The organism is Salana multivorans (assembly GCF_003751805.1).
Lineage (GTDB): Bacteria > Actinomycetota > Actinomycetes > Actinomycetales > Beutenbergiaceae > Salana > Salana multivorans.
Map to the genome: position 1 here is coordinate 802,994 of NZ_RKHQ01000002.1, position 13,131 is coordinate 816,124.

Genomic DNA, 13,131 nt, shown 5'->3' on the forward strand with positions numbered 1-13,131 from the left:
GGTCAGGCCTGGTCGTCGAGCTGCTCGGCCAGCCGGGCGTGCAGCGTCTCGAAGACGGCGACGTGCTGGCGGACCGGCATCTCCTCCAGGTCGACCGGGTCCGGGAGGAGGCCGTCGACGTCGAGCGGGCGTGGCCCCTCGTGCTGGCCCGGCGTCGGTCCGGGTCGCGGCGCGCTCACGCGACCGCCTCCGCCTCGCGCGTGCCGGCGACGACCAGGTCGGGTGCGAGCGTGCCGACCGGCAGGGGCGCCCCGGCGTCGGCACGGCTCCAGAACGCGACGCACAGGGCGCGCAGCTCGTCCAGGGTGACCGTGAGGCCCGAGGTGAGCTGGACGTCCTGGTCGTCCCGGACGAGCACGACGCCGTCGCCGTCGACGCGGACCCGGGCCTGCCGGCACACCGTGTGGCCGTCCGCCGTCGTGACCGCCGGGTGGGTCTCGAGGAGGGCCCGCAGGTCGAGGCCGAGGAAGCTCGGCCGCTCCGCCGGCGTCGCCGCGAGGAGCGCCGGTGCCTGGCTGACGCCGGTGAGCACGTGCAGGCCGGGGTAGCCGGCGTTGCGGGCGCCCGCGAGGTCGGTGTCGAGGCGGTCCCCCACCATGACGGGGTGCGTCGCGCCGACGAGCTCGGCCGCCTCGTGGAAGATGCCGGGCTGCGGCTTGCCCGTCGAGATCGGCCGCACGCCGGTCGCGCTGACGACGGCCGCCACGAGCGAGCCGTTCCCGACCGCCATGCCGCGCTCGGTCGGCAGTGTCGCGTCGAGGTTCGTGGCGAAGTAGGCCGCCCCGTCCTCGATCGCGTAGGCCGCCTGGGTGAGCTGCGACCAGCCGACGTCGGGACCGTAGCCCTGGACGACCGCGACCGGGCCGTCGTCCGCGGACGTCACGACCTCGAAGCCGGCGTTCGCGACCGCCTGGTGCAGGCCGGCCCCGCCGACGCAGAGGACGCGGGCACCCGGGGACAGCTCGCGGTGCAGCATCGTGGTGACCGCGAGGGACGCCGTCATCACGTGGGCGGGATCGGTCGGGATGCCCAGGCTCGTCAGCTGGTCGGAGACCACGCTCGGCGGCCGCGAGGCGTTGTTCGTGACGTAGACCGGGGGGATGCCGGCGCGCGTCAGGGTCGCGAGGACCTCGGACGCGTGCTCGACGGCCTCGGCTCCCCGCCAGACGACACCGTCGAGATCGAGCAGGACGGCGTCCGCCGTCTCGGCGAGCGGGACGTCGCAGGAGGACAGCGTGGCGTCGGACATGTCAGAACAGCATCCCGTCGGTGTCGTCCTCGGCGATCTCGGCGTCAGCGTCAGTCTCGGCCTCGGCCTCGGCGTCGTCCTCAGCCTCAGCGTCGTCCTCAGCCTCAGCGTCGTCCTCAGCCTCAGCGTCGTCCTCAGCCTCAGCGTCGTCCTCAGCCTCAGCGTCGTCCTCAGCCTCAGCGTCGTCCTCAGCCTCAGCGTCGTCCTCAGCCTCAGCGTCGTCCTCAGCCTCAGCGTCGTCCTCAGCCTCAGCGTCGTCCTCAGCCTCAGCGTCGTCCTCAGCCTCAGCGTCGTCCTCAGCCTCAGCGTCGTCCTCAGCCTCAGCGTCGTCCTCAGCCTCAGCGTCGTCCTCAGCCTCGGAGGCCTCGGCGTCGGGACTGATCTCGGCGTCGAGGGAGACATCCTCAGCGGCCTGGTCCTCGACCTCGTCCACGTCGTGCACGGCGGGCTCCCGAGCGGCGTCGGCCTCCTCGTCCCCCGTACCCTCCTGGCCGCCCTCGGCGGCGGGGGCGCTCTCAGGCTCCGCGCCCTCCTCGTCCCGGGGCTCAGGATCTTCCGCGCCCGTCGGATCGGACTCCGGCTCGGCCGGGTCGAGCCCCTCGAGCATCTGCTCGTCCAGGGTCGCGGCAGCCTCGACCGACTCGATCTCGGCCAGCTCGGCCTCGACCTCGGCCGCCAGGTCGGCGATGGCGATCGCCTGAGCGGCGCCAGCCGCGGCAGCGGTGCCGCCGCCATGACGGTCGACCTCCTCGGCCGCGCGCTCGGCCCTCTCGACGGCCGGCTCACCGTCCGCGGCGGGCTCGTCGGGGTCCTCGTCGAGGTCGAACACGACGATCGGGTCCTCGTCGAGCTCCGCGGCCGGCTCGTCCTCCTCCTCGGGCAGTGCATCCGCCTCGGCGTTGCGGCCGAGCGCGCGGAGCGCGAGCTCACGCACCTCGCGGATGCGACCGGGCAGGTCGGGCAGTCCCTCCGGGACGTCGAGCTCGTCGAGCAGGATCAGCGCGGCCTCGGCCTCGCCCAGGTCCACCCGGGCGGCGGCCTCGACGACGGCGAGCTCCGCCAGCTCCAGCGGGGTCACCCGCGGTCGCGCGGCCCGGATGACGTCGAGGGCCCGCTCCGGCCGGCCGAGCCCACGCTCGCTGTCGGCCTCGAGGGTGGCGTAGGCGTCGACGCCGGAGAGCCGGCGAGCGGTCCGGATCTCGCGCAGGGCCTCGGCGTACCGGCCGCTGGCGTGCGCGGTCAGGGCGAGAGCCTCGCGCACCACGTCGATCCGGGCGGCGCGTCGTCCGGCGGCCTGGGCGTGCTCCCAGGCCAGCTCCGGGTCGACGTCGATGAGCCGGCCCGCCATGACGAGGTGTCGTCCGACCGTCTCCGCGTTGTCCTTCGTCAGGCCGCGCAGCGCCTTGCGAGCCTCGCGCGAGAGCATCGAGAACTCGATCTCCTCGGGGAGGAACGGGTCGTCGACGCGCTCGGCGCGACGGTCCTGGCCCGGGCGCTGGTTGCGGTCCGGGCGACCCCGCTCGTCGAACGAACGAGGCGGGCGCGAGTCGGACGGGCGCCGGCCGCGGTCGTCGCCGTCACGGCGAGGCCCCCGGTCGTCGCCGTAGGAGCGACGCGGACGATCATCGCCGTCACGACGTGGGCCGCGGTCGTCGTAGGAACGCTTCGGACGGTCGTCGCCGTACGAACGACGGGGGCGCTCGTCACCGCCGCGACGCGGGCCGCGGTCGTCGTAAGAACGCTTCGGACGATCATCGCCGTAGGAACGTGCGGACCGCTCACCCTCACGACGAGGGCCGCGCTCCTCGTACGGACGCTTCGGACGGTCATCACCGTAGGAACGACGGGGACGCTCGTCACCGTCACGACGAGGGCTGCGGTCGTCGTAGGAACGCTTCGGACGGTCATCACCGTAGGAGCGCGCGGGTCGGTCAGCACCGTCACGACGCGGACCACGGTCGTCGCCGTACGAGCGACGCGGACGGTCATCACCATAGGAACGCGCGGGACGCTCGCCCTCACGACGCGGACCACGGTCCTCGTAGGAACGCTTGGGCCGGTCGTCGTAAGAACGACGGGGACGCTCGTCACCGTCGCGACGCGGGCCACGGTCCTCATAGGGACGCTTGGGGCGGTCATCACCGTACGAGCGGCGCGGCCGGTCTTCGCCCTCACGGCGCGGACCGCGGTCGTCGTAGGAACGCGCGGGCCGGTCAGCACCGTCGCGACGCGGACCGCGGTCCTCGTACGGACGCTTGGGCCGGTCGTCGTAGGAACGCGCGGGCCGGTCACCCTCGCGGCGCGGACCACGGTCCTCGTACGGACGCTTCGGACGGTCGTCGTAGGAACGCGCGGGCCGGTCACCCTCGCGACGGGGACCGCGGTCGTCGTAGGAACGCTTCGGACGGTCAGCACCGTCACGACGCGGACCACGGTCCTCGTACGGACGCTTCGGACGGTCGTCGTAGGAACGCGCGGGCCGGTCACCCTCGCGGCGAGGACCACGGTCCTCGTAGGAACGCTTCGGACGGTCAGCACCGTCACGACGCGGACCACGGTCCTCGTACGGACGCTTCGGACGGTCGTCGTAGGAACGCGCGGGACGGTCACCCTCGCGGCGAGGACCACGGTCCTCGTAGGAACGCTTCGGACGGTCAGCACCGTCACGACGCGGACCGCGCTCCTCGTACGGACGCTTCGGACGGTCGTCGTAGGAACGCGCGGGACGGTCACCCTCGCGACGCGGCGCCCGGTCGTCGTAGGAACGACGAGGACGCTCGTCACCATCGCGACGCGGTCGCGAGTCGTAGCTGCGGCCGGCTCGGTCACCCTCGCGGCGGGGCCCGCGGTCGTCGTAGGAGCGCTTCGGACGCTCGCCCGAGGACCGCTGCGGTCGGTCGTCGTAGGAACGCTTGGGGCGATCGGCTCCGTCGCGGCGCTTGCCGGGGTCACCGGTACGGTCTGACACGTCTTCTCCTGTTCCAGGCGAACCGATCGGCTCGAGCCTGCACGTACTTCCCGCTGGGATCAACAGGACCGCTCCACGATACCGGGCGTTGCCGCCGGGCATCGCATCCGACCTCGGTCGGCGTGGTCGTGTGGGTCACGTGACCGCGGTGCGGATCGGGCTCGTCGATCGTGGGGCTGGGTGCCCTGGGGAATGCGAAAGACCCCCAGCACGCGTGGTGCTGGGGGTCTTTCGTGGTTGGGGTGGCGGCGGTGTCCTACTCTCCCACACCCTGGCGGGTGCAGTACCATCGGCGCTGAGGGGCTTAGCTTCCGGGTTCGGAATGGGACCGGGCGTTTCCCGCCTCGCTGTGGCCGCCGCCACGACTGTATGAACTTCTCAACCCGTGCACCCCAGGGGGTGGGTTGGTGGTTCGGGAACCGCACAGTGGACGCGTAGCACAACTCTTGATCTTTGGTTGTGGGTAAGTGGTCGGCCTATTAGTACCGGTCAGCTCCACAGGTCTTTAGTCCCTGCTTCCACTTCCGGCCTATCAACCCAGTGGTCTACTGGGGGCCTCTCCACCCTCAAAGGGGTGATGGAAACCTCATCTTGAAGTAGGCTTCCCGCTTAGATGCTTTCAGCGGTTATCCCTTCCCAACGTAGCTAACCAGCAGTGCTCCTGGCGGAACAACTGGCACACCAGAGGTTAGTCCGTCCCGGTCCTCTCGTACTAAGGACAGCACTTCTCAAGTTTCCTGCGCGCGCAGCGGATAGGGACCGAACTGTCTCACGACGTTCTAAACCCAGCTCGCGTGCCGCTTTAATGGGCGAACAGCCCAACCCTTGGGACCGACTCCAGCCCCAGGATGCGACGAGCCGACATCGAGGTGCCAAACCATGCCGTCGATATGGACTCTTGGGCAAGATCAGCCTGTTATCCCCGGGGTACCTTTTATCCGATGAGCGACGGCGCTTCCACAAGCCACCGCCGGATCACTAGTCCCGACTTTCGTCCCTGTTCGACCTGTCGGTCTCACAGTCAAGCTCCCTTGTGCACTTACACTCAACACCTGATTGCCAACCAGGCTGAGGGAACCTTTGGGCGCCTCCGTTACATTTTGGGAGGCAACCGCCCCAGTTAAACTACCCACCAGGCACTGTCCCTGAACCGGATTACGGTCCGAAGTTAGATGTCCAAAGCGACCAGAGTGGTATTTCAAGGACGACTCCACAACCACTGGCGTGGCTGCTTCACAGTCTCCCACCTATCCTACACAAGCCGCTCCGAACACCAATACCAAGCTATAGTAAAGGTCCCGGGGTCTTTCCGTCCTGCTGCGCGTAACGAGCATCTTTACTCGTAGTGCAATTTCGCCGAGTTCGCGGTTGAGACAGCGGAGAAGTCGTTACGCCATTCGTGCAGGTCGGAACTTACCCGACAAGGAATTTCGCTACCTTAGGATGGTTATAGTTACCACCGCCGTTTACTGGGGCTTAAATTCTCAGCTTCGAACCCGAAGGCTCTAACCGGTCCTCTTAACCTTCCAGCACCGGGCAGGCGTCAGTCCGTATACATCGTCTTGCGACTTCGCACGGACCTGTGTTTTTAGTAAACAGTCGCTTCTCCCTGGTCTCTGCGGCCCTTGCCCGCTCTACCCAGCAAGTGGGTGTCACGGTCCGGGCCCCCCTTCTCCCGAAGTTACGGGGGCATTTTGCCGAGTTCCTTAACCACGATTCACTCGATCGCCTTAGTATTCTCTACCTGACCACCTGAGTCGGTTTAGGGTACGGGCGGCTAGTCCCTCGCGTCGAGGTTTTTCTTGGCACCATAGGATCACCATATTCCCACATACGTGGTCACCATCACCTCTCGGAGTACATGTTTCCCGGATTTGCCTGGGAAACCTCCTACGGGCTTGGAAGGAGACAACCATCGCTCCAACTGGCTACCTTCATGCGTCACCCCTGTTAATACGCTTACCTACTACCAGGCGAGGTCCCACGCGCCCCGTGCCCGGTGGGCTCCCGAAGGAACCCTATGGGCACGGTTTGGGTGGTTAGTACACCTGAGCTCGGTATGGGCGGTCCTTCGCCGGTACGGGAATATCAACCCGTTGTCCATCGACTACGCCTGTCGGCCTCGCCTTAGGTCCCGACTTACCCAGGGCGGATTAACCTGGCCCTGGAACCCTTGGTCATTCGGCGGACGGGTTTCTCACCCGTCTTTCGCTACTCATGCCTGCATTCTCACTCGTGTAGGCTCCACCACTGGATCACTCCGCGGCTTCACTGCCCACACGACGCTCCCCTACCCATGCGAACGCCTGAACCACGAAGGCTTAGCAAAGTTCGCATGACACAGCTTCGGCGGTGTGCTTGAGCCCCGCTACATTATCGGCGCGGAATCACTTGACCAGTGAGCTATTACGCACTCTTTCAAGGGTGGCTGCTTCTAAGCCAACCTCCTGGTTGTCTGGGCAACTCCACATCCTTTCCCACTTAGCACACGCTTAGGGGCCTTAGCTGGTGTTCTGGGCTGTTTCCCTCTCGACTATGAAGCTTATCCCCCACAGTCTCACTGCTGCGCTTGGCTTACCGGCATTCGGAGTTTGGCTGACGTCAGTAACCTGGTAGGGCCCATCGGCCATCCAGTAGCTCTACCTCCGGCAAGGAACACGCAACGCTGCACCTATATGCATTTCGGGGAGAACCAGCTATCACGGAGTTTGATTGGCCTTTCACCCCTACCCACAGGTCATCCCCCAGGTTTTCAACCCTGGTGGGTTCGGTCCTCCACACTGTCTTACCAGTGCTTCAACCTGCCCATGGGTAGATCACTCCGCTTCGGGTCTAGAGCACGCGACTGAAACGCCCTATTCGGACTCGCTTTCGCTACGGCTTCCCCACACGGGTTAACCTCGCCACGTACCACTAACTCGCAGGCTCATTCTTCAAAAGGCACGCCGTCACCCCTGCTAAGGAGGCTCCGACGGATTGTAAGCAGCCGGTTTCAGGTACTATTTCACTCCCCTCCCGGGGTACTTTTCACCTTTCCCTCACGGTACTTGTCCGCTATCGGTCATCAGGTAGTATTTAGGCTTAGCAAGTGGTCTTGCCAGATTCACACGGGATTTCACGGGCCCCGTGCTACTCGGGAACACTCCAAGGAGACCATGCCGTTTCGTCTACAGGACTACCACCCTCTACGGTCGGCCATTCAAGACCGTTCGACTACGACACGATTTTCTCACTCCCTACAGTCACGGCAGCGACTGTCAGAAGGTCCCACAACACCGCACACACAACGCCTGCCGGCTTGAACATGCGCACGGTTTAGCCTCATCCGCTTTCGCTCGCCACTACTCACGGAATATCTCTTCCTGCCGGTACTGAGATGTTTCACTTCCCGGCGTTCCCTCCACACACCCTATATATTCAGGTGCGGGTCACACAACATGACTTGTGCGGGGTTTCCCCATTCGGACACCCTCGGATCACAGCTTGTTTGCCAACTCCCCGAGGCTTATCGCAGGCTACCACGTCCTTCTTCGGCTCCTGATGCCAAGGCATCCACCGACTGCTCTTAAACACTTGACCACAAAAGATCAAAGATGCTCGCGTCCACTGTGCAGTTCTCAAACAACCACCCCACCAACACACCACCAGACACAACAGCCTGGAAGCGGCCGGGGCACACCCAGAGGCGTGTTGCCTCAGGACCCAACAGCATGCTCATGACGAACCATGTTCCACCCAAAGAGGAAAGCCACGACACCCCACACAACACACAACGCGTCATGCTTCGGTCGACACACCCACCACCCCGACCCCCGCAACAGCAGGACCCAGAACGCATGGATGCGACATGATGGCTCCTTAGAAAGGAGGTGATCCAGCCGCACCTTCCGGTACGGCTACCTTGTTACGACTTAGTCCTAATCGCCAATCCCACCTTCGACAGCTCCCCCCACAAGGGTTGGGCCACTGGCTTCGGGTGTTACCGACTTTCATGACTTGACGGGCGGTGTGTACAAGGCCCGAGAACGTATTCACCGCAGCATTGCTGATCTGCGATTACTAGCGACTCCGACTTCATGGGGTCGAGTTGCAGACCCCAATCCGAACTGAGACCGGCTTTATGGGATTCGCTCCACCTTACGGTATCGCAGCCCTTTGTACCGGCCATTGTAGCATGCGTGAAGCCCAAGCCATAAGGGGCATGATGATTTGACGTCATCCCCACCTTCCTCCGAGTTGACCCCGGCAGTCTCCCATGAGTCCCCACCACTACGTGCTGGCAACATGGGACGAGGGTTGCGCTCGTTGCGGGACTTAACCCAACATCTCACGACACGAGCTGACGACAACCATGCACCACCTGTGCACGAGTGTCCAAAGAGACCACCATCTCTGGTGGCTTCCCGTGCATGTCAAAGCTTGGTAAGGTTCTTCGCGTTGCATCGAATTAATCCGCATGCTCCGCCGCTTGTGCGGGCCCCCGTCAATTCCTTTGAGTTTTAGCCTTGCGGCCGTACTCCCCAGGCGGGGCACTTAATGCGTTAGCTACGGCGCGGAACCCGTGGAATGGACCCCACACCTAGTGCCCAACGTTTACGGCATGGACTACCAGGGTATCTAATCCTGTTCGCTCCCCATGCTTTCGCTCCTCAGCGTCAGTAACGGCCCAGAGACCTGCCTTCGCCATCGGTGTTCCTCCTGATATCTGCGCATTCCACCGCTACACCAGGAATTCCAGTCTCCCCTACCGCACTCTAGTCTGCCCGTACCCACTGCACGCCTCAAGTTGAGCCTGAGGATTTCACAGCAGACGCGACAAACCGCCTACGAGCTCTTTACGCCCAATAATTCCGGACAACGCTCGCGCCCTACGTATTACCGCGGCTGCTGGCACGTAGTTAGCCGGCGCTTCTTCTGCAGGTACCGTCACCCAAAGGCTTCTTCCCTACTGAAAGAGGTTTACAACCCGAAGGCCGTCATCCCTCACGCGGCGTCGCTGCATCAGGCTTTCGCCCATTGTGCAATATTCCCCACTGCTGCCTCCCGTAGGAGTCTGGGCCGTGTCTCAGTCCCAGTGTGGCCGGTCACCCTCTCAGGCCGGCTACCCGTCAAAGCCTTGGTAGGCCACTACCCCACCAACAAGCTGATAGGCCGCGAGTCCATCCCAAACCAGACAAGCCTTTCCACACACCACCATGCGATAATGTGTCATATCCAGTATTAGCCACCGTTTCCGGTAGTTATCCCAGAGTCTGGGGCAGGTTACTCACGTGTTACTCACCCGTTCGCCACTAACCAACCCAGCAAGCTGAGCCAGTCCGTTCGACTTGCATGTGTAAAGCACGCCGCCAGCGTTCGTCCTGAGCCAGGATCAAACTCTCCGTCAAAAACATTCAACAAAAGAGAGCAAGAAAACAAGCTCCAAACCCATCCACCCAGAAACGAGGAACCAGGCAGACAAGCAAAACAACAAACAACCACACCCACGACAAAACATGAGCATGATCAAATGGCATCATTCGTCACAAACACACTGTTGAGTTCTCAAACAACACACCCCACACAGACAAACCCAACCAACCAAAGCCAGCCAGACCCACCCGGGGCAACCTCTCCACCCTACACACTCGACTCGCTCTAGGCAAATCGACCGTCTCGCAGGAGGGAGTGGTCTGGGATCTCCGACCGGCTCGATGGCCGTTCGTTCCGATCCCCCGCCGCCACTCGCTCTCCGGCTTTCGCTCGGCCTCGCGGGGCAACGGGTAGATAACTTACGCGGGTCTCGGCGTCCGGCGCAAATCGGCTGACGCCCGGGCGTGTCGCACCCGTCGAAGCGCCTTTGACCTGCGACAACGCTACCGGAGCGCCCTCTGAGCTCCAGCCGGGGGCCGACCGGTCGGAGTTCCTCCCGGTGTGGCCTGGACCACGTCCGACGCTTCACCTCTCCCGTGCGGTTCCTTGCGGGCGGGCGGACGTGGGGAGGCGGAGACGGGCACCCGCCGAACCCGCCGCCGACGACGGCCGATCCGACCCCGGCGCACCCGGCGGCCCCCGGCTGCTCCAGGCCGCGGCGAGCACCGTCGTCGTGGCGCCCCCCGCGGGGACCACGGCCGTGGTTGCTGCAGGTGGCCGAGCACGGGCTCGTCAGAACGCCTCCGCGACCACCGGCCCGCGGCGGCTCCGGACCACTGCGTGACACCCCGTGCGGACCCCGGCCCGCGTCGCTGCGCGCAACCGAACGCGGACCCGCCACGACACCCCACGCGACCACCGCCCCGCGGTCGCTTCTGTGACCACCGTCGTCGGGACACCCGTGTGGACCCCGGCCCGCCATTGATGCGGGCAACCGAGCGCGGACCCGCCACGACACCCCGCGCGACCACCTGCCCGCGGCGGCTCCGGACCGCTGCGAGCACGCCCGCGCACGCCACGGCCCGCGGTTGCTGCAGGTAGTCGGGCACCGGCCCGTTACGACGCCCCGCGCCGGCAGTACGAGGACGTCGGGCGCCACGGTGCCCGCCCCCGTCCTGCCGACTCCCACGCGTCGTCACCGGCGACGCCGCGATCCGAGGACCACGACCGCTGCACCGGGCTCTCCGCGCCCCGCGCGACGTACCTCCGACCGGCAGCTAGCCCGCGCGCGCCGCCCCACACACCCAGCTCGACGGGTCCCGTCGGTACCGTGACGGGATGACGACGGTCGAGGGCGACGTGTTCGCGAGCTACCAGCAGATCGAGCTGCACCCGGGGGACGACGGGACGGCACCGGTCGGACTCGACGTGGGACTGGCGACGACGATGGGCGAGGCGCCCTACGTCACCCTCCTGGTCCCCGTCCACACCGCAACCGTGCGCGTCACCGGTGTCCTCACCTCGTCGCCCCCACCGCCGGAGGACTGGGAGTGCGCCGTGGAGCTCTCCGTGCTGGCCGACCCGAGGATCGTCGTCACCGGGTGGGCCGGCGGCGGCGTGCTGGAGCTTCCCGACGTGGAGCCGGGCTGGTACCGCGTGCGCTACGTCGTGCCCGACGGACAGGCGTGGCAGGACGCGGACGAGCGCGGCGAGGAGTACCCGGGCACCTGCGTGCTCCAGCTCTGGCCCGCGCCACCGGCCCCACCGGAGATCCTGGCGAGCCGGGTGCCGTGGAGCCACTACTGGACGTACGGACCGGAGGCGCGCCACGCCGCCGACGCGGCCCGCGCCGCGCACCCCACCGACCCGGCGGAGCAGCTCACCCTGGTCATCGACCTCGCGCTCTCGCGCCACCCGGAGGTCGCCGACCGCATCGCGGCCGGCGACCTCCGGTACCAGCTCGGCGTCATCCGGTACGTCCAGGCGCTGCGCTCCGGCCCCGGTGCGTACGACCCCGACGCCGTGGCGGACCTCATCACCGAGCGCGCCCGCCTCGGCCGACCGGGCGGGTAGAGGGGCGACGGACCGCGACCCGGGGCAAACCGCCAGCCGACCGGCGCAGCGCCGCGGGTCGCGCCGAGCGCGCCCGAGGAACCGCCTCGTCGGGTCACCAGCATCCGCCCCGGAGCGAGACCCCGACCCGGAACGGGACCTGCGTGCCGCCGCTCCCCCGCCCCGGCTCAGCCCTCGGCCGTCACGACCCCGAGCGTCCGCCGGCCCCGGCGCACGAGCGCGTGCCGGCCGTGCAGCAGGTCGCCGGTCTCGATGACCCGCTCCTCGTCGCCGACCTTGACGTTGTTGAGGGACGCGCCACCCTCGCCGATGGCCCGCCGAGCCTCGTTGCGGCCCTTGACCAGACCGGTCCCCACGAGCGCGTCGACGATGGTCATGCCGGGCTGGTACGGCGTGGACGGCAGCTCGGCGACGGCCGCGTCGAGCACGTCGGCGCCCAGCTCCGACACCTCCCCGCGCCCGAACAGCGCGGCGGACGCGGCGATCGCGGCCTCGGTCGCGGCGGCGCCGTGAACGAGCGTCGTGACGTCCTGGGCGAGCGTGCGCTGCGCGAGCCGCAGGTGCGGCGCCTCGCCGTGCTGGCGCCCGATCGCCACGATCTCCTCCGGCGAGCGGAACGTGAACGTCCGCAGCCAGCGCACGGCGTCGGCGTCGGCCGCGTTCACCCAGAACTGGTAGAAGGCGTACGGCGTCATCATGTCCGGCGCGAGCCAGACGGCACCGCCCTCGGTCTTGCCGAACTTGGTCCCGTCGGCCTTGGTGATGAGCGGCGTCGTCCACGCGTGCACGCTCGCCCCGTCGGCCTTGCGAATGAGCTCGACGCCGGCCAGCAGGTTGCCCCACTGGTCGTTGCCACCCGTCTGCAGCGTGACGCCGTACCGGTTGCGCAGCTCCCGGAAGTCGTTGCCCTGGAGGAGCTGGTAGCTGAACTCGGTGAACGAGATGCCCTCGTCGGACGCGAGCCGGCGGGCGACGGTCTCCTTGGCGAGCATCGTCCCGAGCCGGAAGTGCTTGCCGATCGAGCGCAGGAGGTCGATCGCGGTCAGCTCGCCCGTCCAGTCGAGGTTGTTGACCATCCGCGCGGCGTTCTCCCCCTCGAACGAGAGGAACGGCTCGATCTGCGCGCGCAGCCGCTCGGCCCAGTCGGCGACGACGTCCTCGGAGTTGAGCACGCGCTCCCCCGACTGGCGCGGGTCGCCGATGAGCCCGGTCGCCCCGCCGACCAGCGCGATCGGCCGGTGTCCGGCGAGCTGGAGGTGGCGCAGCAGGATGAGCTGGACGAGGTGGCCGTGGTGCAGGCTCGCGGCCGTCGGGTCGAACCCGCAGTAGTAGGTGACCGGACCCGCGGCGAGCGCGGTGCGCAGCGCGTCGATGTCGGTGTGCTGCTGCAGCAGGCCGCGCCAGCGCAGCTCGTCGACGAGGTCGTCGCCGGGCAGGACGTCGGCCTCGCTGACCTCGGTCGTCTCCGTGGTGATGTCGGACATGGTGG

The 13,131-nt window shown here is 66.7% G+C and carries 6 protein-coding genes and 3 rRNA genes; 2 read left to right on the forward strand and 7 right to left on the reverse strand.

Annotated elements, in window-relative coordinates:
• Positions 1-2: 2 nt before the first annotated feature.
• From EDD28_RS17540 to EDD28_RS17545, 3 genes are read right to left on the reverse strand one after another with little or no spacing between them, the layout of a single operon-like run.
• Positions 3-179 carry a hypothetical protein gene (locus EDD28_RS17540; RefSeq protein ID WP_170169525.1) on the reverse strand — a complete coding sequence of 59 codons (177 nt, stop codon included), beginning with the start codon at positions 177-179 and terminating at the stop codon, positions 3-5.
• Positions 176-1,249 carry an HAD-IIA family hydrolase gene (locus EDD28_RS15840; RefSeq protein ID WP_123740686.1) on the reverse strand — a complete coding sequence of 358 codons (1,074 nt, stop codon included), beginning with the start codon at positions 1,247-1,249 and terminating at the stop codon, positions 176-178. Before EDD28_RS15840 ends, EDD28_RS17540 begins: the two co-directional genes overlap by 4 nt.
• 1 nt (position 1,250) lies before the next feature.
• Positions 1,251-2,675, reverse strand: a complete 1,425-nt coding sequence (locus tag EDD28_RS17545; protein WP_170169526.1) for a hypothetical protein — start codon at positions 2,673-2,675, stop codon at positions 1,251-1,253.
• Between EDD28_RS17545 and EDD28_RS17550 the strand changes: the two genes are divergently transcribed.
• On the forward strand, positions 2,604-4,214 hold the full coding sequence (locus tag EDD28_RS17550; RefSeq protein ID WP_170169527.1) for a hypothetical protein: 1,611 nt from the start codon (positions 2,604-2,606) through the stop codon (positions 4,212-4,214). The genes EDD28_RS17545 and EDD28_RS17550 overlap by 72 nt on opposite strands.
• A gap of 246 nt (positions 4,215-4,460) precedes the next feature.
• Here EDD28_RS17550 and rrf read toward each other — a convergent pair.
• From rrf to EDD28_RS15860, 3 genes are all read right to left on the reverse strand, one after another.
• Positions 4,461-4,578, reverse strand: a 5S ribosomal RNA gene (rrf, locus tag EDD28_RS15850).
• A 98-nt stretch (positions 4,579-4,676) separates the two neighbouring features.
• Positions 4,677-7,796 (reverse strand): 23S ribosomal RNA (locus EDD28_RS15855).
• A gap of 283 nt (positions 7,797-8,079) precedes the next feature.
• A 16S ribosomal RNA gene (locus EDD28_RS15860) occupies positions 8,080-9,604 on the reverse strand.
• The 16S, 23S and 5S rRNA genes sit together here, the layout of an rRNA operon.
• A gap of 1,303 nt (positions 9,605-10,907) precedes the next feature.
• Here EDD28_RS15860 and EDD28_RS15865 point away from each other — a divergent pair.
• Positions 10,908-11,642: a hypothetical protein gene (locus tag EDD28_RS15865; protein WP_123740687.1), complete on the forward strand. Its 735-nt coding sequence runs from the start codon at positions 10,908-10,910 to the stop codon at positions 11,640-11,642.
• Positions 11,643-11,809: 167 nt separating this feature from the next.
• Here the strand turns inward: EDD28_RS15865 and tyrS are convergent, their stop codons facing one another.
• Positions 11,810-13,126: a tyrosine--tRNA ligase gene (gene tyrS / locus EDD28_RS15870; RefSeq protein WP_123740688.1), complete on the reverse strand. Its 1,317-nt coding sequence runs from the start codon at positions 13,124-13,126 to the stop codon at positions 11,810-11,812.
• Between the last annotated feature and the right edge of the window lie 5 nt (positions 13,127-13,131).

Bases quoted from the DNA above. Each gene is read 5' to 3' on its own strand.
- tyrS (WP_123740688.1), bottom strand. From the start codon at position 13,126: ATGTCCGACATCACCACGGAGACGACCGAGGTCAGCGAGGCCGACGTC.
- EDD28_RS15865 (WP_123740687.1), top strand. From the start codon at position 10,908: ATGACGACGGTCGAGGGCGACGTGTTCGCGAGCTACCAGCAGATCGAG.
- EDD28_RS15840 (WP_123740686.1), bottom strand. From the start codon at position 1,249: ATGTCCGACGCCACGCTGTCCTCCTGCGACGTCCCGCTCGCCGAGACG.
- EDD28_RS17545 (WP_170169526.1), bottom strand. From the start codon at position 2,675: ATGCTCTCGCGCGAGGCTCGCAAGGCGCTGCGCGGCCTGACGAAGGAC.